The following is a 23,161-nucleotide window of genomic DNA, read 5'->3' as shown; positions in this document are numbered from 1 at the left end:
CGCGTTCGATGCAGCAGATCCGGCCGGCCGACGAGTCGACGCGCGTAGGCGTTCGAGACAGCAAGGCCCAAGTGGGACATGCTGCACATCGCATGCGCCCCACTGCTGACGCACCGATCCCGGCCTTGTTGCTGGGATCCATAGGCCCAGGCAGGCTCACGAGTTCGGTCAGTCATCGGGATCGGTTCCTCGTTCGGATACAGCTGCATTCCTATGTTGCGCGCGCGCTCGACGCGCGCTCACCATTCCTCTCAGTCGTCGCCTTCTCTGGTGCGTCGGCAGGTCCATGTGCTCGTTCGCTTGCCGCATTCTGCATTTGAAACCGTGTGCATGCTTGATCTGGATCAAGCTCCAAAGCCCCCGCGGGGCTACGCTGCAGAAACTCAACCTCCGAGGAGACAGTTCATGTTCAAGCGCATTCTTGTTGCCACTGACGGCTCCGTGCTGGCGGAAAAGGCCGTCTCGAAAGCCATCGACCTGGCTGCGGAGCACAAGGCCGAGCTCAGGGCCGTGACCGTGGTACGACGGCAAGCCAAGAGCTACATGGACGGCACCATCGAATTCGAAGCCGAGGAGATCGACCGCATCGGGTGCCGGCGCGCTGAGCAGGCCAAGACCATGCTCGAGGCGCTCGAGAAGCGCGCCGAAGCATGCGGCGTACGGGTCAGCACGGCGTCTGTCAAATCGAATCGAGTGGCCGATTCAATCATTGGTGCCGCCAGCAAGCACGGCAGCGATCTCATCGTGATGGCCTCGCACGGACGAAAAGGGCTGGCACGCGCTTTCCTGGGTAGCGAAACCGCGCATGTGCTTGCGAACTCCGACGTGCCCGTGCTTGTACTGCGCTGACCTTGGCCCGTGCGCTTTCCTGATAAGCACCAAGGCGCGCTGCGCGCTGATCCATTTGCTGCCGACCGCGGCTCGAACCCCATGTGGATGCCCTTTCGAACGAGCGCTGAAGCTGAGGTCTCCGGGACCGTATTGATCTGGACCACCTGCTGTTCGTAGGCATCACGCAGCGCGGGCGCTTCAGCTTGCAAGCTCCGCGCACAGCTCAACGCCGCCCCCTGACCGCCGCAGCAGTCATCGCCTCGACGCCGCATCCGACCGCTCTCCTGCCAGCGTCTGGCCGGGGCCGAGTCGCTCGGCGTCATCGTCGTCATCGTCGTCATCGGCGCTCGTCCAGATCGTTGTTCAGATGCCTCCTGCCGAGCGGTCCGGCTGCTTATGTTGACAAGCATCAACCAACGACCGGCGCGACGAAGGCACAGTGAAGACCTGCCTTTCCTTGGTTGAACGCAATGATGTCCACTGTCCTGGCTCCGCCCCACGAAACCTCCCCGTCTTCGGTCTCGGCCGACGTGCTGGCCCGCTTCGATGTGGCCGGGCCTCGCTACACGTCCTATCCGACGGCGGACCGCTTTGTCGAGGCCTTCGGCCCTGACGACTACGGTGCCGCGGCGCGGCAGCGAAGGCTGGGCATCAGCGCAGTCATGACTCCCATCTCCCTCTACGTCCACATTCCGTTCTGTGCATCGCTGTGCTACTACTGCGCGTGCAACAAGATCATCACGCGGCATGCCTCCCGTGCGCGTGAGTACCTGGGATACCTGGAGAAGGAGATCGCCCTGCACGCGGCGCAATTGAGCGCACGGACGGCGGTGAGCCAGCTTCACCTTGGCGGCGGGACGCCGACCTTCCTGAGCGATGACGGCCTGACCGACCTGATGCGGATGCTGCGCGAAGCTTTTTCGTTCGCGCCGGGCGCCGAATGCTCCATCGAGATCGATCCACGCACGGTCGACGCCGACCGCCTTGCCCACCTGGCCCGACTGGGCTTCAATCGTTTGAGCTTCGGCGTCCAGGACTTCGACCCGGACGTCCAGCAAGCGGTACATCGCATCCAGCCCGCACAACAAGTATTCGATCTGGTCGCCTCGGCGCGCGAGCTGAAATTCCAGTCCATCAACGTCGACCTGATCTATGGACTGCCGCGTCAAAGCGCCGCCTCGTTCGACCGCACGTTGGCGCAGATCTGCGAGCTGCGTCCGGACCGCATCGCCCTCTATGCCTACGCGCACTTGCCCGAGAGGTTCAAGCCGCAGCGCCGGATCGCCGCCGACGAATTGCCCTACGCGGCCACGAAGATCGAGATGCTGTCGCGCTCCATCGCCGCCCTCACCTGCGCTGGCTATGTCTACATCGGCATGGACCACTTCGCGTTGCCGGACGACAGCCTGGCTGTCGCCAAACGCCAAGGTCGGCTGCACCGCAATTTCCAGGGCTACAGCACGCAGCCGGACTGCGACCTTGTCGCGCTTGGCGTATCGGCGATCGGAAGGGTTGGCGGCACCTACAGCCAGAACGCAAAGACCCTGGAGGACTACTACGACCATCTCAACCAGGGACGGCTGCCGGTGGTGCGCGGGCTCGCGCTGTCGCGCGACGACGTGCTGCGTCGCGCGGTGATCATGGCCATCATGTGCCAGGGCCATGTCGACTTCGAGTCGATCGACATCGCCCACCTGATCACCTTTCGTGACTACTTCGCGTCCGAACTGGCCGCTCTCGGCCAGCTGGAGGCGGACGGCCTCGTTTGCCTCACGGACCGCGATCTCACGGTCACCGACAAAGGCTGGTTCTTCGTACGGGCCGTGGCGATGGTCTTCGACCGCTATCTGCAAACGGATCGCAAGCGCGCTCGCTTCTCCCGGATCATCTAGCCACTGCGTCGCACCCCGCCCTGCCAAATGCACCTCGCCTGCAGCTCGCCAATCGTCGACGGCCCAACTGGCTCTTGCCGGACGTGGGTCACGGACGGCTCGAGCGTCTGATCGCCGAGCTCAAGCACCCTTCAGGAGACCCATCGTGCATCAGCACACAGTCATATCCAGCCCAACCCGTTCGCAGCGGCCCGCCGCGCGCGGCGATGCCCGCTCAAGCGCTCGCGAAGAGCACCGCTTGTTCGACCCGGGCGCCGGCTCGTGCCGTTCGGGCGCCGCGACCAAGAAGACCGTCGTATGAAGCGCGACGACCTTGGTTTGGGCTCGTTGCTGCCCGTGCAGCCCATCAGCCGCGACGTGCTGCTGGAAAAGTACCTCAAGCCCGGCGAGCAGGAGGCCGAGGACCTGTTTGCGCGCGTCGCGCGCGCGCTGGCGTCGGTGGAGGCCGAAGGCGAACGCGCCCAGTGGCAGGCGCGCTTCCTCGCCAACCTTCGCGCAGGGGCCATCGGGGCCGGGCGCATCATGAGTGCCGCCGGCACCGAGCTCGATGCCACGTTGATCAATTGTTTCGTGCAGCCGGTAGGTGACTGCATTCAAGGCCAGGACGAGGCCGGCTATGCCGGCATCTACGAGGCACTGCGCGAGGCCGCGGAGACCATGCGCCGTGGCGGCGGCGTGGGCTATGACTTTTCCCGTATCCGCCCGCGCGGCGCCCAGGTGCGCGCCACCGCTTCGCTGGCCTCGGGCCCGTGCAGCTACATCGACGTGTTCGACCGGTCCTGCGCGACCGTCGAGAGCGCAGGGGCGCGCCGCGGCGCGCAGATGGGTGTGCTGCGCATCGACCACCCCGACGTGCAGGAGTTCATCACCGCCAAGCGGACGCCGGGGCGCTGGAACAACTTCAACGTGTCCGTCGCGGTCAGCGACCAGTTCATGCGCGCGCTGGCGGCCGACGAGGAATGGGCGCTCGTGCACAGCGCCAAGCCGGGGTCCGAATTGATCGCGCGAGGCGCCACGCAGGCCCCGGACGGCCACTGGATCTACCGGCGCCTGCCGGCGCGAGACCTCTGGGACACGATCATGCGTTCGGCCTACGACTTCGCCGAGCCGGGGATCCTGTTCACGGACGCCATCAACAACGACAACAACCTGCGCTACTGCGAGCACATCGAGGCGACCAATCCCTGCGGCGAGCAGCCGTTGCCGCCTTACGGCTGCTGCGACCTCGGGCCGATCATCCTGCCGCGCTTCGTCGACCACCCGTTCGGGATCGGCGGGGCGGCGCAGTTCGATTTCCAGCGCTTCAACGAAGCCGTCGCACTGCAGGTTCGGGCGCTCGACAACGTGCTGGACCTCACTTTCTGGCCGTTGCCGCAGCAGCGCGCCGAAGCCATGGCCAAGCGCCGCATCGGCGTGGGCTTCACGGGGCTGGGCGACACGTTGGCCATGCTGTGCCAGCGCTATGACCAGCCCGAGGGCCGGGCCATGGCCATGCGCATTGCACGCAGCCTGCGCGACGCCGCCTACGCCGCGTCGGTGGCGCTGGCGCGCGAGAAGGGTCCGTTCCCACGTTTCGATGCGCAGCGCTACCTCGCGCGCGGCACCTTCGCCAGTCGCCTGGACCAGGCATTGCAGGAGCAGATCCGCATGCATGGCATCCGCAACAGCCATCTGGTGTCGATCGCACCCACCGGCACCGTGAGCCTGGCGTTCGCCGACAACGCCTCGAACGGCATCGAGCCGGCGTTCTCCTGGACCTATCGGCGCAAGAAGCGCGAAGCCGACGGCAGCATCTCCGAGTACGAAGTTGAAGATCACGCCTGGCGCCTGTACCGTTCCCTGGGTGGGGACACCGACGCGCTACCCGCCTACTTCGTCTCGGCACTGTCGATGCCCGCGGCCGGCCATCTGGCGATGATGGAAGCGGTGCAGCCCTTCGTCGACACTGCCATCTCGAAGACGGTCAACGTGGCCGCCGACTACCCCTATGAGGACTTCAAGGGACTCTACCTGCACGCCTGGACCGCCAACCTGAAGGGACTGGCCACCTACCGGCCCAACAGCATCCTGGGGTCGGTGCTGGAGGTCGCGCCGACGGCGCAAGAGGGCGCGCCCTCGCGCGCTGACAACGCCGCGGCCGACCCGATGCGCGCGATGATCGAGAGCCGTCCGACGGGTGCCTTGAATGCCAGCGCCGAGAAGATCGAGTACTGGACGCAGCAGGGCCGGCAGACGCTCTATCTGGTGGTGTCCTTCCTGCCCCTGGCCGACGGGCGGGAACGGGCCATCGAGTTCTTCATGCCCGTGGGCCAGAGCGGCGAATCGCAGCAGTGGATCACCGCGAGCATGCGGCTGCTGTCGCTGGCCGCACGCGGGGGCTTCCTCGAACGCGCGCTCGCCGACATGCGCAAGGTGGCATGGGACCGCGGTCCCGTGCGTCTGGGCCATCACGTGAAGGCCGATGGCAGCCAGGTGCCCATGTGGCACGACTCCGAAGTCGGCGCCATTGCGTACGCGATTCAGCAACTGATCGCGAAGCGAAGCGGCTCGGCGCCAACGGCGCCGGACGTTTCGACGCCGACGGCTGCTGCACCCTCCCCCTTGATAGGCGCCAAGTGCCCGGAATGCGGCGCCCACGCCATGATCCGAAAGGACGGCTGCGACTACTGCACGCAGTGCGGGCACCTCGGAAGTTGCGGATGAACGCGGCCCGGGCGGCCGCGACGCTGCTGCGTGTTTCCGCCACCTTGACCTTCCGGCTCGGCCGGACCATGCTGACGCTCGTTGCCCTTTTGCGAGCCGCTCTCATGCTCATCCGGGGAATTCGACATGCCTCCTGATACGGACGCCCGCGCTGCGACGGCCGTCCTGGCTGATCCGCCTGTCACTGAACGGCAACTGGCAGCACTCCTGCACACGCGCCGCACGGTACTGCCCAAGCGGCTCGGCACGCCCGGACCTGAGCGGTCCGAACTCGAGCAGATCCTCGGCGCCGCGGCCGCGGCCCCGGATCACGGCGGCCTGGTCCCGTGGCGCTTTGTCATCGTGCCGCCGCCGCAACGCGGGCGCCTCGCTGATGTATTCGCGCAGGCCCTGCAGCAAGCCACGCCTGACGAACGGGGCAAGGCGCGCGAGAAGGCCTTTCGCGCTCCGGTCCTGATGCTGGCGATCGTGCGGCTGGGCCCCGACAACGAGGAGATTCCGGCCGCCGAGAGGATCGTGTCGGCCGGATGCGCCATCCAGAACATGCTTCTGACCGCGACAGTCCTGGGCTACGGTTCGGCACTGACCTCCGGCAAGGCGCTGCAATCCACCGGACTGCGCGCGCTGTTCGCTCTGGACCCACAAGAGGAACCGCTCTGCTTCATCAGCGTGGGCACCGTGCTGGCGCACGCGGCCGGTCCGGCGCGGCCGGACCTCGGGCGCTATGTCTCCGAACTGGTCCCCGCGCCATGAACCGCTCTTCGCGCCTGGCCTCTCTCATCGCATCGCCAGCGGTCGGATTCGAACAACCCTTCGAGATGATGGAAGCCTGCCATGAGCGCCTGCAGCGCACCCTCGGGCTGCTCGAGCGGCTGCGCGCCCATGTCGCGCGTCACGGCGCCGATCAACAGGCGCGGCAGGCCGCCCGCGACGTCATGCGCTACTTCGATATGGCCGCGCCGCAGCACCATCTCGACGAGGAGATGCATGTGTTCCCGACCCTGGTCGCGCGCGGCGATCCTTCCATGCTCGCGCTGGTCGCTCGCCTGCAGCAGGACCATCTTCAGATGGAGGCGCGCTGGCGCACGGTGCGCGCGATCCTCGAACGGCTCGAGCGCGCAGAGATCCAAGCAATCTCGGCGGCCAGTGCAGCGGAGATCGATGCATTCACGCGCCTGTATGGAGCTCACATCGAAGCCGAAGAGCAGCTCGCCTATCCGGCTGCGGCCGCGCTGCTCGACGATGACGCGCGCGACGCGATGGGCGCGGAGATGCGGCGTCGCCGCGGTGCGGCCTCCTGACGGCACCGACGGTGGGGTCGATCGCCCTGCTGTGCGAGGCAGCCATCGATGCCCGGCAAGCCATGGAAGGTTGAGCGGGATCAACAAGTCAAAGGTGCAGCCCACGCAGAATGACTCAAGGTCTGCGCAAACGCAGGCGCCCTGCTCCTCCTTCTGCACGCCATTCCTTGTCTGCCCTCCAACTGATGCTCGCCCTGCTGCGCGGTGCCCTCAGCGCTGCACTGCTCGGCTTGAACACGCTGGTCGCGTTCACCCTGATGGTGCCACCGGCGCTGGTCAAGTTGATCGTGCCCGCCGGCAGCGTGCGCACCGGCTGTGACCGGATCCTGAACACCCTGGCCACCGGATGGGTGGCCGTCAACAACGCGTGGATCGCGCCCGCGTGCCCGGCGCCATGGCGGATCCGGGGCCTCGAGGGCCTGAATCGCCGCGGCTGGTATCTGGTGTCGAGCAATCACCAGAGCTGGGTCGACATCCTGGTGCTGCAGCGTGCCTTCCATGGACGCATCCCGTTTCTCAAATTCTTTCTGAAGCGCGAGCTCATCTGGGTGCCGGTGATCGGGCTGGCCTGGTGGGCGCTCGACTTTCCGTTCATGAAACGCGGCCGAGGCCGGAATGCGCATCGAGGGGATCTGGCAGCGACCCGACGATCCTGCGAGAAGTTCAAGCGCGTTCCGACGGCAGTCATCAATTTCGCCGAGGGCACCCGCTTCACGGCGGCCAAGCATGCCGCGCAGAACAGCAGCTACCGCCATCTGCTCGAACCCAGGACGGGTGGCCTCGGCGTGGCGCTGGCCACGATGGGCGAGCGCTTCGAGGCCATGCTCGACGTGACCATCGTCTACCCCGAGGGGACGCCCAGCTTCTGGGCGCTGCTGTGCGGCAAGGTGAAGGCCGTCACCGTCGACGTCCGTCAATGTGCCATTCCGCCCAGACTGTTGGGCGGGGATTCATCGGGCGACAGGGCGCACCGCCAGCGGATTCGCGAATGGGTCGAGGCCCAATGGGCAGAGAAGGACCGCCTGATCCAGCGCTTGCTGGGCGAGCGCCGCAGCGCTCGCGAATAAGCATTGCAAGGCATGTACCGCGGCGAACGTTTCAACAGCATCAGCCATCTCGCCGGCACCGGGTTCGCATCGGCGGGCACCGCCTGGTTGATCACGCAGGCCAGTCGCGCGGGCGACCCTTGGAAGATCACGGGCTTCAGCATCTACGGCGCGATGCTGGTCGCGCTCTACCTGTTCTCGACCCTGTACCACAGCTTCAAGGGACGCGCGAAAGATGTCCTGCGCAAATTCGATCACTGCACCATCTACCTGCTGATCGCCGGCAGCTACACGCCGTTCGCGCTGGTGTCGCTGCGTGGCGCATGGGGCTGGTCGCTGCTGGGTGTCGTGTGGGGGCTGGCGCTGGCCGGCATCGTCCAGGAAATCTGGCTCGCCCGAGGCGCGCGCGCCGTGTCGCTGGCAATCTACATGCTCATGGGGTGGCTCGCGTTGGTAGCGGCGTGGCCACTCTGGCGGGCGCTCACGCCGGCGGGCTTCGGCTGGCTGCTGGCCGGCGGCGCCTGCTACACGGTCGGCCTGCTTTTCTACGCCACCGACCATAAGGTCCGTCACGGCCACGGGCTGTGGCATCTGTTCGTGCTGGCCGGAAGCGGCTGTCACTTCTACACGGTGTTGCGTTACGTGGCCTGACCATGATGGATAGGCCGCTTGAACGATCCCGCCGCAAGCCCCTTGGTCTGGTCGTGCTCCGGCTGCTCCAGCGCCGCGCTGCTGGCGAGCCACGCTGCACTGCAACTGGACCGTCGAGACATCGGCGAGATGTCCTGCATCTGCGCTCAAGCCGGTGACGCAGCGCAGCGCTCCGATGGCGCTCGCAGGCGACCTCGATTTCGATGCGGACCTTGATGCAGATCAACATCTCACGGCAGGCTCTTTCCTAGCATAGATGCATCTTGAATACACCTTCTAGCCCCTTCGCTATCCACAAGGAATCCCCGTGAAATCTGCAGCCTTCTCCTCCACCGTCGATGTCCGAGTTCTGGAACCACGCTTTCGTCATTCGCACATCTTTTCGACCTTCGCCGCCCTCGACGACGGCCACGCCATCGAACTCGTGAACGACCACGATCCCAGGCCGCTTTGCGCGCAGTTGCAAGCGCAGTGGCCCAACCGCTTCGCATGGAACTACCTCGAGGAAGGTCCCTCGGTGTGGCGCGTTGCCATCACCAAGATCCCGGCCTTCACCGCCAATGCGAGCGGGGGCTGCTGCGGTGGATGCGGCGGCGCCTGAACGCCGGGCCCCTCTTCGATGACCCAAGGAAATGTCATGAGAAACAACAACAGGCTGTGGCGCTGGCTCGCCTTCATCTTCGTACTTTCGTTCGGTGCACTCGGCTACCTGGGCGTGCAGATCTACCTGACGGCCCCACCGATTCCCGCATCCGTCACCGCCTCCAACGGCGAGGTGATCTTCACCGGCGAGCAGGTCCAGCGGGGCCAACAGGTCTGGCTGTCGGCCGGCGGACAGCAGCTGGGCTCCGTGTGGGGCCATGGCGGCTACGTCGCACCCGACTGGTCCGCGGACTGGCTGCACCGTGAGGCCGTTGCGCTCAAGAATCGCCACGCACAGGCCTACCGCAAGGAGCCCTCCGCGCTGAGCGCATCGGAACGCGGTGCGCTCGACGCCACGGTGATCGACGAGATGCGGCGCAACACCTACGACAGCACGAGTGGTGTGGTCAGTGTTTCGTTGGAACGCGCGCAGGCGATCCGAGAAACGGCCGCGCACTATGAGGCCCTGTTTGGCCACGACGGCTCGGTCGCCACGCTGCGCGAGCAATATGCCATGACGCTGGACACGCTGCCCGATCGCGCCGACCGCCAGGCACTGACCGCCTTCTTCTTCTGGACAGCGTGGGCTGCGGCCACCGACCGACCCGGTGAGACGGGACTGAGCTACACCAGCAACTGGCCGCACGAGCCGCTGGTCGGTAACACCATGACCAGTTCCGCGGCCGTCTGGTCGATGGTCAGCATCGTCCTGCTGCTGGCAGCCATCGCCGCCATGCTGTGGCTGCACGGCAGCCAGAGGCACGAAGCCGAGGCGCAGCCGCCCAAGGCGGACCCGCTGCTCGGTGCCACCGCGACGCCCTCCATGAAGGCCACGCGCAAGTACTTCTTCGCGGTGATCGGGCTGATGCTGCTGCAGATCGCGATGGGGGTCATCACGGCCCACTATGCGGTCGAGGGGCAGTCGTTCTTCGGGCTTCCGCTGGCCGAGCTGCTTCCCTACGTGGTCAGCCGTACGGTGCACACGCAGATCGGCATCTTCTGGATCGCGACCGCGTGGCTGGCCACCGGCCTGTACATCGCCCCGCTGCTGTCCGGCCGCGAGCCCAAGCTGCAGAAGCTCGGCGTGAATGTGCTCTTCTGGGCCCTGATCGCCATCGTCGTCGGCTCCACGCTGACCGGCTGGCTCGGCACCTTGCAGCACCGTGGCGTTGACTTCAGCTTCTGGCTGGGCAACCAGGGCCTGGAATACACGAGCATGGGCCGCGTCTGGCAAGTGCTGCTGTTCGTCGGCCTGCTCTTCTGGGTCTTCCTGCTGGGTCGCGCGCTGTGGCCGGCATTGACCAAGCCCTCGGCATCGCGAGGCCTGATCGCGATGGTGTTCCTGTCGGCGACCTGCATCGGCGGCTTCTATTCCACCTCGCTGGTTTGGGGACAGCACACCCACTACTCGATGATCGAGTACTGGCGCTGGTGGCTGGTGCACCTGTGGGTGGAAGGCTTCTTCGAGGTGTTCGCCACCGCCGTCGTCGCGCTCATCTTCACGCGTCTGGGCCTGGTGCGCACCGAAAGCGCCAACCGAGCGATCATCGCCGAAACCATCGTGTTCCTGTTCGGCGGCATCCTCGGAACGCTGCACCACCTCTACTTCACCGGCACGCCGACGTCGGTGATCGCCGTGGGCGCCGTGTTCTCCGCGCTCGAGGTCGTGCCGCTGACCCTGATCGGCCTCGAGGCACTGCAGACCTACCGGCGGTCGCAGGCCATGCCCTGGCTCGCCGCCTACAAGTGGACCATCATGTGCTTCGTGGCCGTCGGCTTCTGGAACACCATCGGTGCCGGCGTGCTCGGCTTCGCGATCAACCCGCCCGCCTCGCTCTACTACGTGCAGGGGCTCAACATGACCGCCGCCCACGGCCACGCCGCGCTCTTCGGCGTCTACGGGATGCTGGGCATCGGGCTGATGCTGTTCTGCCTGCGCGGTCTGTACGAGCGCGAGCTGCACGCCGACGGCTTGCTCAAGCCCGCGTTCTGGGCGCTCAACATCGGTCTTGCCATGATGGTGTTCCTGTCGCTGCTGCCCGCCGGCATCTACCAGGCCTGGGCCAGCGTCACGCAAGGCTTGTGGTACGCCCGCTCTGCCGAGATCGTGCATTCCCGCGTGATGGAGATCCTGGTCTGGATGCGTGTTCCGGGCGACATCGTCTTCGCCCTGGGCGCGGTGCTGCTCGCCGGGTACGCGCTGCGTCTGCTGCGCCGCCCAGCGTCGCAATCTGCGCCGCAAACATCGCCGCGCTTGAAGGGCCGCAAAGGTCTGGCCGTCCAGGCGGGCCACGTGGCCGAACGGTGAGGCGGCTTGCCCGTGAGAGATCATGAAGCTCACCGCCTTCACCGACTACAGCCTGCGGGTGCTGATCTACCTAGCCGCGCAGCCGGAGCGACGCGCCACCATCGCCGAGATCGCCTCCTCTTTCGCGGTGTCGGAGCATCACTTGACCAAGGTGGTCCATTTCCTGGGCAAGCACGGGTGGCTCGCCAACGTCCGCGGCAAGGGAGGCGGTCTGTCGCTCGCGAAGGCGCCCGACTCGATCAATATCGGCGACGTTGTGCGTCACACCGAAGGCAACGCGATCGTGGAATGTTTCGGGGAAGGCGGTGGCGAATGTCGGATCACCGGCCTGTGCCGTCTGCGCGGCGTGCTGGATGAGGCCGTGGCGGCGTTTCATGCGGTGCTGCATCGCTACACGCTGGCGGACCTGGTTCACAACCGGGAGGCGCTTTCCGCAATATTCTTTGTCGATCAAGCCCCAGTGCGTCGCGCTGCCAAGGGGGCGGCATGACCTCCTCCTCTCGTCGCGCTCGTACGCCAGAGCAGGCAACTCTCGAGGCGGCTTCCATTCCCTACGACGGACCGGAAGCCTTGCGCCAGCCGATCGCCGCAGCGCTGTCACGCGTCGTCGATCCGGAAGTCTCGATGAACATCGTCGATGTCGGCCTCATCTACGGCGTCACGGTCGACACCACAACCGCGCACGTGCTGATCACGATGACTTCAGCCGCCTGCCCGGTCATCGACCTCATCATCGAGGATGCAGAGCTCGAGCTGGACAAGGTCCTCCCGGCCGATCTCAAGATCTGCATCGAACTGGTGTGGGAGCCGCCCTGGACCCCAGACCGGATGAGCGCCAACGCCAGACGGTTCATGGGATGGTGAACGCCGAACGTCCTGCCGTCCGAGCCCGCCGTCGGGCATCGACATCCCGCCTATGGATCTTCGCGCGCGTGGTGTTCGGTGCGCTGGTGACCGTCTCCTTGGTGGCAGGTGTCGCGGGCGGACTTTGGCGGCTCGGCGTCGCGGTGCCGGATCCGCTTTCCTTCGCCTGGACCGGCCAGGTGCTGCTGGTGCATGCGGCCCTCATGATCTGCGGCTTTCTGGGCACGGTCATCGGCATCGAACGCGCAGTGGCCGTCAAGCATCGTGCGGCTTTCCTCGCGCCGCTCGCGTCGGGCTCCGGCGCGCTGTGCCTGGTCCTTGGGCAGCAGGCCGCCGGCGCGTGGCTCGGCGTGGCGGCGGCGGTGTCCTTCCTTGCGGTCAACGCGGTCGTCGTGCGGCGCCAACACGCGGCCCACACCCTTCTGTTGCTGGTCGGCGCGGCCGCATGGGTGACAGGCAACGTTCTGTTCGCGCTGGGACATGGCGGCAATGCAGTTTTTCCCTGGTGGTTCGCCTTTCTCGTCATGACGATCGCCGCCGAGCGCCTGGAGATGACGCGACTCATGCGCCGACGCCCGAGCGCCAGCGTCACGCTGCATGTCGTGCTGTCGCTGCTGCTGGCGGGCGCCGCATGGTCGGGCGTGGCGCCGCGCGCCGGTGGGCTGGTCTACGGCACGGCGCTCGTGCTGCTCGCCGCGTGGCTGGTGACCTTCGATGTCGCGCGACGCACGGTGTTCGCGCACGGCATCAGCCGCTACATGGCGGTCTGTCTCCTGGGCGGCTACGCCTGGCTCGGGATCGCCGGCGTGGCGTGGGCCACGACGGCGCTCGGATGGGCCACCCGCGACGCAGCGCTGCACGCGTTGGGAATCGGCTTCGTCGTCAGCATGATGATGGGGCACGCGCCGGTCGTGCTGCCGGCGATCGCACGGGTCAAACTGCAGTTCGGCGCCTTCTTCTATCTGCCGCTGGCTGCCCTGCATCTGTCGCTCCTGATGCGGCTCGTCCTGGGGACCTTCAGCGAACCGCTGCGCGCCGCCGGCGCCTCATTCAACGCAGCGACGATCGGCTTCTTTGCCGCCACCGTGGCCGGCGCGGCCGTGGCGTGGCGACTCCAACACGGCGCCGCCGGCGCCAGAAAGACCCAGTAATGGCGCCCTTCACCGTCGTCAAACGCGCGCAACCACCCGCGGCCCAAGAAGGGCCCGGCTTTGCCCTGTGGCAACTCGGCTTCCGACCGTTCTATCTGCTCGCGAGCGCCTTCGCCGCGCTGTCCATCGGCCTGTGGGCGATGCAGTTCGCCGGCTGGCTGCCGGGGGCCTACCTCCAGGGCCCGCTGTGGCATGCACACGAAATGCTGTTCGGCTTCGCCCTCGCCGTGATCGTCGGCTTCCTCTTCACCGCGGGGCGCAACTGGTCGGGCCAGCCGACGCCCGTGGGACTGCCGCTGGCCGCCCTGGCGGCGCTGTGGGTGGCAGGGCGCGTCCTCGTTCTCACGCCCTTCGCCTGGACGGCCGCCGTCGTCAACGCGGCGTTTCCGCTGGCGTGCGCGGTGGCGCTGGCCATCCCTCTCGTGACTGCACGCAACCGCCGCAACTACTTCTTCATTGGATTGCTGCTGGTGCTGTCGGGCGCTGCATTCGCCTTCCATCTCTCGGCCCTCGGCGTGATCCAGACGCCGACATGGATCGGCATCCAGTTGGCCCTGGATGTCCTGCTGTTCATCATGGCGGTCATGGGCGGCCGGGTGATCCCGATGTTCACCAACAACGGCATTTCCGGCGCCAATGCGACGCGACACCCCCTGATCGAGAAGGTGGCGCTGGGCTCTCTGATCGCGCTGCCGATCAGCGACGCAATGGGTCTGCCGTCGCTTGTCGTGGCAGCCATCGCCGTGCCGGCGGCGCTCGTGCATCTCGTGCGTTGGCTGCTCTGGCAGCCCTGGAAAACGCTGAACAACACACTCGTTCTCGTGCTGCACCTGGCCTACGCATGGATTCCCGTGCACCTCGCGTTGCGGGTGTTGGCATTGCATGGCTGGGTGTCGCCGTCGCTGGCGACCCACGCGCTGACCGTCGGCGCGGCCGGGGGGCTCATCATCGGGATGATGGTCCGCACGGCGCGAGGTCACACCGCTCGAATCCTGCGCGCCGACCAGGTCGATACCGCCTGCTTCGTGCTGGTGCTGCTCGCCGCGCTCGTGCGGATTTTCGTGCCGCTCGTCGCACCGTCCCAAACCCTCGCCGCCGTGCTTGTTTCCGGCGCCTTCTGGACATTGGGCTTCGGCTTGTATGCCGTGCGCTACTGGGCCGTGCTGACCCGCCCCCGCCTGGACGGCAAGCCTGGCTGAGCTCGCCGACCTCCATACGCATTCGCGCCACCCAACGTCTGCATCATGTCAAAGCTTCGCATATTCATGGCCGAGGACAGCGCAGCGGCCCGTGTCCGCCTCACGGAAGACCTCAGCCACTGCGCTGACCTCGCCATCGTGGGATGCGCCGACACCGAGCTCCGAGGCCTGACCTGGCTGGTCGAGCACCCGCACGGCTGGGACCTGGCGATCGTCGATCTGGCCTCGCCAGTGTCGTTCTGCACCTGTCGATCGGCGCCGAGGACGCAAACCCCGAGGCGTTGCGCATCAAGGACTTGGGAGCAGATCTGCCAAGCTACTTTGAACCCGCTGCGCAACACAGGTTGAACTTTCGGGCGGGTTTTTACCCATCTTTGAATCTTCCGTGTCGCGCGAGCCGGTCACGAACTGCCGGCGGCCGGGCGCGAACAGCCGGTTGGGGCTGTTGCGGTCCTTCAACATCAAGAGAAGCTGATCTTCGTCAAAGTTTCTGAACGGCCAAAAAGATCATCCGTGTGCTCCAAAGGCGCCGCAGGCAACGACCGTTGCCCGAGTACAGCAGTCATACGTCGACGTAGGGCGTGGGAATTTCTCCAGGGCGGACCTTCATCGTGGGCCGTGGGCGACAACACGAAAGCTGGTCGATCGTCAGCTCTGCAGCCCTGCAACGGATGCCATCCGCGCGCTCAACGCAGAGGCCCTCATCGACACCCAGCTCGGCCTGTTCAGCGCCGCGAAGGGCCCGTGCGTGCAAATCGTCCACCTCGACCGCGCCGCGATGCATGCGCCCGATCCACGACTCGGGTCCGCCGCCGCGACGCCCAATCTCAAGCACCGCCCGACCCGTTCGCACACGGCCATCGTCAAGGCTGCCGGACGAAAACGACGCTCTGGCGGTCGTGGCTGTCGACGAACACGCCGTTGTTGTTCTGCGGGAAGACGACCGGCAGGCCTAGGTTGTTGGCAACGGTGAAGGCGGCGACGAAATCGGTGCCGACGGTCGAAAGCCCGACGTAGTCGCCGGGGAAGAAGCCGCGCGGACCGGTGATGACCATCTGCCGCATGTCGAACGATTGCGGCGTGAGCCGGCGCTCGCCGAGGTAGTTCAGGTCGGCGTCGAACAGCGACAACCACACGTCGGTGCTCAACCCCGGGTCGCCGAGCACGTCATTGCGCCAGTCGTAGAAGAGCACGCCGACCCGCCCTTGCGCATCGACCGCAACGACCGGCAGGAACGCCTGCACGCCGGCGGCCGTCCCCTGGTTGACGCGCACCGGCGTCGACCACGTGGCGCCGCCGTCGTTCGAGCGCGCGACGACGATGCCGGCGCGGCCGCCGCTGTTGGCGTTGCCGTCCTGCCAGGTCATGTAGAGCTGACCGGTCGCCCGGTTGACGGCGATGATCGGCAGCTCCTGCGCGTCGCGCACCGGAATGCCCAGTTCGGGGTCAACCGCTGTGACGCTTGCGAATGAAGCGACCCGCGTGTCGACACGTGTCCAATGCCGGCCCTGGTCCGTCGAGCGAAGAATCGCCTGCTCGTACGTGACGCGACCCGTGGTCTCGTCGAGAAGGAGGCGGAAGAACGCGTTCACGAGCGTGCGGTCCGGCAGCACGACGATCTGCGCGCCCTGGCGGAACACGGCCTGCTCGGCAGGCGCTGCATTACCCATCGTGGCGATCGGGATCGCCGGCGACCACGTCTGCCCGCCGTCGGCCGAGCGCGCGAAGACGAGCGAGGTGATCCCGGTTCTGAACAGCGTCCACGTCGCGTACACGAGTTGGGAATTGAAGGGATCGGCGGTGAGCGTGTTCTTGTCGTGGAACAGCGAGCGCAACACCGGATCCCGGGCCGGATTGCGCGCGATGACGACGGGTGGAGACCACGTCACGCCACCGTTGGTCGAACGGGCGACGATCATCGCGTTCTCATTGACCGACGTATCCTCGACCAGTGCCATGTAGTGCGCGGTGCCGTTCGGGCTGAAGCTGATCCACGGATCGCTGCCGCGCTCGTAATCGCCTGCCGAGCCGCGCGCCGCTCCGGAGCAGCGCGTGAACGGGATGCTCACCTGTTGCCAGGTCGCCCCGCCGTTGAACGTGTACGCGGCGCCGAGGCTTTGTGCACCGCCCGTGCTCCAGCGGTCCTGGTGCCAGCCGGCGATCATGTTGCTCGGATTGTGCGGGTTGACCGCCAGGTAGGGTTCGGTCTCGCTGTTGCGATAGACGACGCCGAGCTGCGGCGCGCCGTTGCACGCGGTGACTGCGAGCGGGTCGTTCGGGTTGCCGCCGTCGGGGTTGAGACTCAACCCGCTGATCGCCACCTGCGCGCGCGCCGCATCGGGCGCGCCGGCGAGCATCAGGCCGAGCACCGCCGCGCCGAGGAATGCCGATCCGCGCGTAAGCCATGGAAGCTGTGACATGCCTTCCTCCTGCTGTATCGAAGGAGGCCACATCGTGCGCTCGCCTCGAAAGCCATGTCAAGGCATCGTGCTGCGTGGGCGCGCGTGGAGTCAACGGCGTGCCCCCTGCGGAAACCGGGTGGCAATGGCCGGTCTCGAAAATGTCAAGCGGACGTTCGACTCGAAATTTGCTAACAGCAGCAATGGGTCGAGAGCGGCGTTGAGCGACTGCTTTTTGGCACCAACATTGAATGGCTGGTGATGGCCAGGTGATGGCCGCATTCTGCCGAAGAGCTTTCTGCCAGCCAGCCAGCCATGCGCGCTGCCGGCATGTGCATCTATCGCAGTCTGGAGCCGCCCGGGTTTACTGCTTCCTCATCTCGCCTACTTGGGTAATTCGGCTTCTTCTCGTCCAATTGGTAGAACAGCAAGCCATGAATTCCCATGGCTTGTGCTTTGACTACACGCCGTGTCCATAGCGCTTTGAACGCGCTGTTGAGCGTTGCTTCATCAAGCCCGCGTTCGTAGACCTCATCGATGAACGCGACGTCCTGTCCAGCCGGGAAAATGAGCGAGAACTCCTCGTCAGTCGCGGCAAGGATGTCGTAGACGCAATTCACGGCGCCGTCGATGACCTGGATATTCTTCATTGCAAGCTCATGGTGAAGGTTGCCGGCGGAGGTCCGCTTGATGCGCACGCCTCGGGGTTGCGTCCTCGGCGCCGATCGACAGCGACCCACGACGCTTCAGGTTAGCAGGCGAGCGGGTCTTGTTCGGCGTACTCCCGGTCGAGCAGGCAGCCGGTCGCCTTGAACCAGCAGATCGAGTCGTGCGCGGCGACGATCGCCAGCTTAATCTGCTCGGACGCACCCGGGTCGGCCAAAGCCGCCCACTTGGCGCTATCGGCCGCCTGCTCAAGCTCGAATACGGCCTCGCGTTGGCCGGGGGCAGGGGCGCCTTCCACCGCGGGCCGCGTTTTCGCGAACTTCCGCCGAAACTCCGCAACGACCGCCACGAGAACTGGGCATGCTATGCCGTCAGCCGCCAGCGCGGCTTCAGCCGCGGTCAATCGGCTGTCGAGCTGGAAGCAGACCTGTTTCGAAATCGTTGTCGTCATGATGCTCTCCCAGTCAGGCCGGCCGCCCCCTGAAAAACACCCCTACGGCCTTCCTGCGCGGTTCTCCCGCCGCCACGTGCTCTCGGCCGGGCGCTGTGCCGGGAACGGTGCGTGCCTTTTGGCTGTAGGCTTATAAATTGAAGTCAGGCAGCTCGACCCCGCAAGGAGCAGGCCGCCGCGCTGCTGGTCTGCATCACCCCACCGCCGGCCGAGGCCAGGCCCGCAACCACCCGGTGCAAATCGCCCCTGCGGTGGCGAGTCGATGGCGCAGCGGTTGCAGAGCATGGACGAACTGTTCAAAGGCCAGCCCTGGTACCTGTGGTTCAAGCTGAGCTTTCGCGACTTGGTGGAGGTGATGGCCGCCGACCCGCACGAGCGGCGGACGTCGCGTGCTCTTCATGTCGGGCGACGATGCGCCGGCTGCGGGTCTTCCCATATTCGCAGTGCGTAGCTCATTCGGCTCCGAAGGGTAAATCTTCGACAACAGGGCGTCGTCGAGGGACGGAGGTTGGAGCCCGAGACGAGGGTCCGCTTAGGGCCCCAAAGGCGAAGGTCGGCAGGGTCAAGCGCTGCCAGAATCGTGCAGGATACGTATCCGAGACGGCAACATGGGCGCAGCACTTTACGAGCCGATCAATGTGTACAAGCCTGTGGCGGCAAACATCGGAGTTGTCGACGGGCCCTTTGAATACCTGACCGTGGCTGGCGTCAGGCTGCCGCTACCGTTCACCACCCGCATGACGGTGGTGCGCCTCTCGAACGGCGATCTTTTCCTTCACTCGCCGACGAAGTTCGATCGCAAGCTTGCAGACGAGCTTGAGCACCTCGGGACTGTCCGGCATCTGATCTCCCCCAACCAGTTCCACTATGCCCACATTGGGGAGTGGTTGAACGCCTTTCCGGATGCCGTCGCATGGGCGTCGCCGGGCGTACGCAGAAGGAGCAGAGCGCGGCGCGTGGAGATCCGTTTCGGGAGAGACCTCGATCTGGACCCGCCGGGCGAATGGCGGAACGAACTGGACCAAACGCTGTTTCCGGGTGGCTACTTCAAGGAATTCATCTTCTTCCACCGGGAATCAGAATCTCTCATCGTGACGGACGCCATCATCAACATCGAGTTGGACAAGATGGACGAGCCTTGGCGAACGTTCACGAGGATGAGCGGGATGTACTACCCACGCGGGCAGGTGTTCTTCGGGATGCGCCTGCCGCTGTCGTTGCAGCGGAAAAAGGCAGCTGCGGCCATCGCGAAACTTCACGCATGGCGGCCTCGCCGCATCTTGCTCAGTCATGGGCGCTGCTTCAACGCGGATGCAGACGCGGTTATCCGCCGGATTTTCGGAAAGCTTGGGAGGTGAGAATCCGAGGGCTGCTCCTGGGCCGACGGCTGTCACACGCCGTCAGGCCAGATACGGACAAGGTCGCCCGCTGGCAGCTGCGCGGAGTTTTGGGGCGAGCGGAATTTGACGCGGATCAAATCCCGGGCGAATGGACATCCGGATACTGGCGGCCAGTCAACCTCATCCCGAGCCACCAGCATGAACCACATGAAGCCGGAAGATCTGCAGTCCTTCATCGAGCGTCTGGACATCCTGAAGCGGTGGGCGCTCAGCGAACGCGCCAAGCTGCACGACGGCCGCGCCGAGCATGCGCCCGACGCGCAGGCTTCCGAGCCCTGCCCTTCGTCGGCTGGGGAAGTCGGCAATGTCACGGCCTTCGCTGCCGTCAAGGTTCGTCGGCCGACGCTGCAGGATATCGAACAGGCACTCCAACGCATCTCCCTGGGCCTCTACGCGCTTTGCCTCGATTGCGAGCGTGTCATCGCACGCGAACGTATGCTGATCGAACCGGCGGCCATCCGGTGCCACGCCTGTCAGTTCAGGCTGGCCCGCTGAACGCTGGAGCATTGCAGCCAAACTCGCCCTCGCCCACGGCGCTCGACCTGAAGCGCCGCGTGTTGAACTTACGGGCGCCAAGGCCCGTTTCGCCAACCCTTGACCTCCGTCAAGGTGAGCGCTGCTGTGCCGCCCACAATCCGGCTCCTCATCCACGGAGGAAACTGAATGCAGCAGGATCGTGACGTCCTCATCGTCGGTGCCGGTCCGACCGGGCTGGCTTTGGCCATTGCCCTGGCCGACGCCGGCTTCACCGCTACCGTGCTGGACGCACAGCCGCGCGAGGCCCTGGCCGCCCCGGCCGAGGACGGACGCCACATCGCGCTGACCCACCAGCGTGGCCACGTTGCGCGCACTGGGACTTTGGCAGCGCCTCTTGCCCGAAGAAATCGGGCGCATCCGGGAAGCGCGCGTCATGGATGGCGATCGGCAGCACTCGGCGCTGTCCTTCAACGCGCACGGCCACGGCGCCGACGCTCTGGGCTGGATCGTGCCGAACCATGCACTGCGCCGCGTCAGTTTTGCAGCTGCGGCACAGCGCCCGGGACTGCGTCTGATGGATGGCGCGCAGGCGCTGCGCATCGGCACCTTGCCCACGCACGCGGAACTTGAGTTCGGCACCTCACCGGGCGCGCCGCACCATCTGCGCGGCCGCCTGCTCGTCGCGGCGGACAGCCGATTCTCCTGGTCCCGCCGGCAGCTCGGCATCGCGGCCGACATGCATGACTTCGGCCGCACCATGATCGTGTGCCGGATGCGGCACGACCTGCCACATGACGACGTCGCGTACGAGTGCTTCGGCTACGAACGCACGCTCGCGGTGTTGCCCGCTGCGGGCCATGTCTCGTCGGTCGTGGTGACCACCGAGGCCGCCGCCGCGGCGCAGCTGTTGGCATTGCCCGAACGTGCGTTCGCGACCCTGGTGGAGCGCCAGTTCCACGGCCGGCTGGGCCGCATGCAGCTGCTCGGGCAGCGCTTCGCCTACCCGCTCGTTGCCGCATATGCCCACCGCTTTGCGGCCCTGCGCAGCGCGCTGGTCGGCGACGCGGCCGTCGGCATGCATCCGGTCACGGCCCACGGCTACAACCTCGGATTGCAAAGCATCGCCTCTCTCACACACGCACTCTGCGCAGCCCGCGCCGCCAACCAGGACATCGGCGCCGCCACGGTACTGGCGGGCTACGAACGCAGGCACCGTCGCGACTCGGCCCTGATCTACCACGGCACCAACGCCGTGGCGAAGCTCTATGCCAGCACCGGCGCACCGCAGCGCTTCGCGCGGCAGCTGATCCTTCGCGGTGCCCAGCATCTGCCACCGCTGAAGGCGGCGATCACCGCGCGCCTCACAGGCCAGGGCGGCCTGCAGCTGCCCGGAGACGCTCTCTAGCGCTCAATGCGTCGCACCGTGCTCCACGGCGGCACGCAGCGCGGACCACACGGGAAGCGAGGCCTGCGCCGGCACGTCGGCGGGCGCAGGTTCGAATTGTGCGCTGCGCAAGTGGAGGGCCAGCGCGGCGTCCATTGTCTGCACATGCTTGACATACCAGTCTCTCAACTGATGCGCCATCTCCCGCACCTGCAGCAGCCTTCCTTCCTCGGCCTGCAACGCACCTTCGCGCATGACCCCCAGCACCACGCGGTGCTGGATCGCGTGCTCCTTGCGCGATGCGTAACCGGTCGTTCGCATCCAGATGTCTTCGCGCGCAAAATTCTCGGCGGCGCACTCCACCAGGTCGCGCCAGGCCGACGGCAGCAGCGCGTTGTCAGCCTTGTCAACCAGCGCCAAGAGCCCGAAGAATTCCTTGCAAGCCTGGTCCATGAAGGGCAAGTCGAGCGAGAGTGCGTCGGATCGATCCAGGGCAGCCATGTGATCTCCTTTGATACTGAAGACACAAGGCTACCGGCGCCTGGCGAGTGGCCCCTTGATGTGGCTCAACGACTGATCAATCGATTCGCCCACATTACCTGCAGCACCTGCAGCACCTCTCAGCGACCTTCGTGCTCGTGGGCTGGCGGCTTGGTAGGGCCGGTTGCCCGAGCCGGGCCGCGAGTCCTGCGCCAGGTGATGGCGTATGCTGGTCTCGGACGCCTCACCGACGGCGTGAGCCTTGTCCGCATGAGCCTGGCCGAACGGCGCTTCGTGTGGCGCGGGTGAGCTCCGTGGCGGCAGACCTTGTTCGCCCGGTCGATGATTCCACACCAAAACCAGATTCACCATCACGGCCGACACGATGGAATAGACGACACGGCTCGGTTCAACGAGTGCGAATGCCGCCGCAACGATCGCGGCATCACACACCATTTGCACCGTGCCCGCGCGCCATCCACGCCGCCGCTGCAGAAACAGTGCCAGCACGCCAAATCCACCCAGGCTGGCACCATGACGGAACAGCACCAGCAAACCGACACCGATCAGCAAACCACCGACGATCGCTGCGAACAGTGGGTGCGCCGAGTGCACGCTGAGAGCCCTGCCCATTCCTTCGACGCCGAGCGACAAACCGGCGACGACGATGATGGTTTTCCAGGTGAAGCGCGGACCGAATACGCGCCAGGCGAATGCGATGAACGGCAGGTTCACGATGAGCAAGGTCCAGCCGAGAGGCCAGCTTGTCGCATAGCTCATCAGGAAGGCCAGACCAGGGATGCCGCCGGTCAACAATTGGGCGCTGCGAAGCATGGCTAGCCCCAGGGCGACCAACAGTATCGCGGTCCCGAAACCTTGTGCGTCGTTCAGCAGCGGGTATGGCCTTGCGATATTCACGCGCGAGCTTTGATCCATGGATCAGTGTCCCCCGTGCAGCGAATACGGACCTTGCGCCAGGACAAGGTTGCAAGCTATTCGTCGCGGCATCTTCCGTCGAAGGGATGCCGGCCAAAGTTTGCCGTGCGGCCACGCTCCTGATGGAGTTGCACTTGACCGAGTTCGCCGAACAGGGGAGCTTGACAAGGCACTTGGGAAAGCTGCATCACCACGCGTACATTGCAGGACATGACTTCGCTCAGCTCCATCACATTCAGTGCACAGGTTTTCAAGCGCTCCGAGGTCGTCGACAAGTTCCTGAGCCGTGTCCACGACGAGCGACGCAGGGCCGGTTGGCTCGAACTGCCCAGATCCACGTTCTCCGTTCCTGTACTCGCCCGACGGACCAGAAGTGCCGA

Annotated in this window: 23 protein-coding genes and 1 pseudogene; 19 read left to right on the top strand and 5 right to left on the bottom strand. The window is 65.9% G+C overall.

Translation table 11 applies throughout. From position 1 onward, the window contains the following. The first annotated feature begins 405 nt into the window (after positions 1 to 405). From ACSQ89_RS32610 to ACSQ89_RS32545, 14 genes are all read left to right on the top strand, one after another. A complete protein-coding gene (locus ACSQ89_RS32610) occupies positions 406 to 849 on the top strand; it encodes a universal stress protein (protein WP_436294656.1) in 444 nt (147 codons plus the stop codon). 455 nt (positions 850 to 1,304) lie between these two features. Continuing rightward, the gene (gene hemN / locus ACSQ89_RS32605; protein ID WP_436294684.1) at positions 1,305 to 2,723 is read left to right on the top strand and encodes an oxygen-independent coproporphyrinogen III oxidase; all 1,419 of its coding nucleotides are present in this window, start codon (positions 1,305 to 1,307) and stop codon (positions 2,721 to 2,723) included. A 297-nt stretch (positions 2,724 to 3,020) separates the two neighbouring features. Continuing rightward, complete coding sequence (locus tag ACSQ89_RS32600; protein WP_436296848.1) at positions 3,021 to 5,426, top strand: adenosylcobalamin-dependent ribonucleoside-diphosphate reductase; 2,406 nt, start codon at positions 3,021 to 3,023, stop codon at positions 5,424 to 5,426. 126 nt (positions 5,427 to 5,552) lie between these two features. Then, a complete protein-coding gene (locus tag ACSQ89_RS32595; protein ID WP_436296847.1) occupies positions 5,553 to 6,179 on the top strand; it encodes a nitroreductase family protein in 627 nt (208 codons plus the stop codon). Then, positions 6,176 to 6,727 (top strand): hemerythrin domain-containing protein, encoded by a 552-nt coding sequence (locus ACSQ89_RS32590; RefSeq protein WP_436296846.1) that lies wholly within the window; start codon positions 6,176 to 6,178, stop codon positions 6,725 to 6,727. The genes ACSQ89_RS32595 and ACSQ89_RS32590 overlap by 4 nt, the downstream gene beginning before the upstream one ends. 167 nt (positions 6,728 to 6,894) lie before the next feature. After that, positions 6,895 to 7,794 (top strand): acyltransferase, encoded by a 900-nt coding sequence (locus tag ACSQ89_RS32585; protein ID WP_436296845.1) that lies wholly within the window; start codon positions 6,895 to 6,897, stop codon positions 7,792 to 7,794. Between the two features lie 12 nt (positions 7,795 to 7,806). Beyond that, positions 7,807 to 8,424, top strand: coding sequence for a PAQR family membrane homeostasis protein TrhA (gene trhA, locus ACSQ89_RS32580; RefSeq protein WP_436294651.1), 618 nt, complete (start codon positions 7,807 to 7,809; stop codon positions 8,422 to 8,424). A gap of 18 nt (positions 8,425 to 8,442) precedes the next feature. Beyond that, positions 8,443 to 8,640: a putative zinc-binding protein gene (locus tag ACSQ89_RS32575; protein WP_436294650.1), complete on the top strand. Its 198-nt coding sequence runs from the start codon at positions 8,443 to 8,445 to the stop codon at positions 8,638 to 8,640. A 91-nt stretch (positions 8,641 to 8,731) separates the two neighbouring features. Continuing rightward, a complete protein-coding gene (locus ACSQ89_RS32570; protein ID WP_093110355.1) occupies positions 8,732 to 9,025 on the top strand; it encodes a DUF2249 domain-containing protein in 294 nt (97 codons plus the stop codon). A 36-nt stretch (positions 9,026 to 9,061) separates the two neighbouring features. Next, on the top strand, positions 9,062 to 11,374 hold the full coding sequence (locus tag ACSQ89_RS32565; protein WP_436294649.1) for a nitric-oxide reductase large subunit: 2,313 nt from the start codon (positions 9,062 to 9,064) through the stop codon (positions 11,372 to 11,374). Between the two features lie 22 nt (positions 11,375 to 11,396). Continuing rightward, a complete protein-coding gene (locus tag ACSQ89_RS32560; RefSeq protein ID WP_093110357.1) occupies positions 11,397 to 11,864 on the top strand; it encodes an RrF2 family transcriptional regulator in 468 nt (155 codons plus the stop codon). 80 nt (positions 11,865 to 11,944) lie between these two features. Further along, on the top strand, positions 11,945 to 12,238 hold the full coding sequence (locus ACSQ89_RS32555) for a metal-sulfur cluster assembly factor (RefSeq protein ID WP_244504032.1): 294 nt from the start codon (positions 11,945 to 11,947) through the stop codon (positions 12,236 to 12,238). An 86-nt stretch (positions 12,239 to 12,324) separates the two neighbouring features. Next, positions 12,325 to 13,389, top strand: coding sequence for a hypothetical protein (locus ACSQ89_RS32550; protein ID WP_436296844.1), 1,065 nt, complete (start codon positions 12,325 to 12,327; stop codon positions 13,387 to 13,389). After that, positions 13,389 to 14,588, top strand: a complete 1,200-nt coding sequence (locus ACSQ89_RS32545; protein ID WP_436294647.1) for an NnrS family protein — start codon at positions 13,389 to 13,391, stop codon at positions 14,586 to 14,588. The genes ACSQ89_RS32550 and ACSQ89_RS32545 overlap by 1 nt, the downstream gene beginning before the upstream one ends. Positions 14,589 to 15,451: 863 nt before the next feature. On the opposite strand, the gene ACSQ89_RS32540 is transcribed toward ACSQ89_RS32545, so the two are convergent. The 3 genes from ACSQ89_RS32540 to ACSQ89_RS32530 all read right to left on the bottom strand — a co-directional run bounded on the left by ACSQ89_RS32540 (position 15,452) and on the right by ACSQ89_RS32530 (position 18,104). Then, the gene (locus ACSQ89_RS32540; protein ID WP_436294646.1) at positions 15,452 to 17,041 is read right to left on the bottom strand and encodes a sialidase family protein; all 1,590 of its coding nucleotides are present in this window, start codon (positions 17,039 to 17,041) and stop codon (positions 15,452 to 15,454) included. A 284-nt stretch (positions 17,042 to 17,325) separates the two neighbouring features. Further along, positions 17,326 to 17,637 (bottom strand): hypothetical protein, encoded by a 312-nt coding sequence (locus tag ACSQ89_RS32535; protein ID WP_436294645.1) that lies wholly within the window; start codon positions 17,635 to 17,637, stop codon positions 17,326 to 17,328. 101 nt (positions 17,638 to 17,738) lie between these two features. After that, complete coding sequence (locus ACSQ89_RS32530; RefSeq protein ID WP_436294644.1) at positions 17,739 to 18,104, bottom strand: hypothetical protein; 366 nt, start codon at positions 18,102 to 18,104, stop codon at positions 17,739 to 17,741. A gap of 283 nt (positions 18,105 to 18,387) precedes the next feature. On the opposite strand from ACSQ89_RS32530, the gene ACSQ89_RS32525 reads away from it, so the two are divergent. The 5 genes and pseudogenes from ACSQ89_RS32525 to ubiM all read left to right on the top strand — a co-directional run bounded on the left by ACSQ89_RS32525 (position 18,388) and on the right by ubiM (position 21,386). After that, complete coding sequence (locus ACSQ89_RS32525) at positions 18,388 to 18,555, top strand: hypothetical protein (protein ID WP_436294643.1); 168 nt, start codon at positions 18,388 to 18,390, stop codon at positions 18,553 to 18,555. A gap of 157 nt (positions 18,556 to 18,712) precedes the next feature. Further along, entirely contained in the window at positions 18,713 to 19,462 is a 750-nt protein-coding gene (locus ACSQ89_RS32520) for a hypothetical protein (RefSeq protein WP_436294642.1), read from the top strand. A gap of 180 nt (positions 19,463 to 19,642) precedes the next feature. After that, a complete protein-coding gene (locus tag ACSQ89_RS32515; protein ID WP_436294641.1) occupies positions 19,643 to 19,999 on the top strand; it encodes a TraR/DksA family transcriptional regulator in 357 nt (118 codons plus the stop codon). A gap of 168 nt (positions 20,000 to 20,167) precedes the next feature. Then, positions 20,168 to 20,239: pseudogene (locus tag ACSQ89_RS32510) on the top strand (hypothetical protein); the annotation flags it as partial. Positions 20,240 to 20,336: 97 nt separating this feature from the next. Beyond that, a complete protein-coding gene (gene ubiM / locus ACSQ89_RS32505; protein WP_436294640.1) occupies positions 20,337 to 21,386 on the top strand; it encodes a 5-demethoxyubiquinol-8 5-hydroxylase UbiM in 1,050 nt (349 codons plus the stop codon). Positions 21,387 to 21,389: 3 nt separating this feature from the next. Here ubiM and ACSQ89_RS32500 read toward each other — a convergent pair whose 3' ends face one another. Together ACSQ89_RS32500 and ACSQ89_RS32495 are read right to left on the bottom strand one after the other, a co-directional pair. Further along, positions 21,390 to 21,866, bottom strand: a complete 477-nt coding sequence (locus ACSQ89_RS32500) for a bacteriohemerythrin (protein ID WP_093110368.1) — start codon at positions 21,864 to 21,866, stop codon at positions 21,390 to 21,392. 30 nt (positions 21,867 to 21,896) lie between these two features. After that, positions 21,897 to 22,781 (bottom strand): YitT family protein, encoded by an 885-nt coding sequence (locus ACSQ89_RS32495; protein WP_436294639.1) that lies wholly within the window; start codon positions 22,779 to 22,781, stop codon positions 21,897 to 21,899. Positions 22,782 to 23,161 lie beyond the last annotated feature (380 nt).

This window comes from Variovorax sp. LjRoot175 (assembly GCF_964253805.1).
Taxonomy (GTDB): domain Bacteria; phylum Pseudomonadota; class Gammaproteobacteria; order Burkholderiales; family Burkholderiaceae_C; genus Variovorax.
This window is presented reverse-complemented; position numbering and strand designations above follow the sequence as displayed.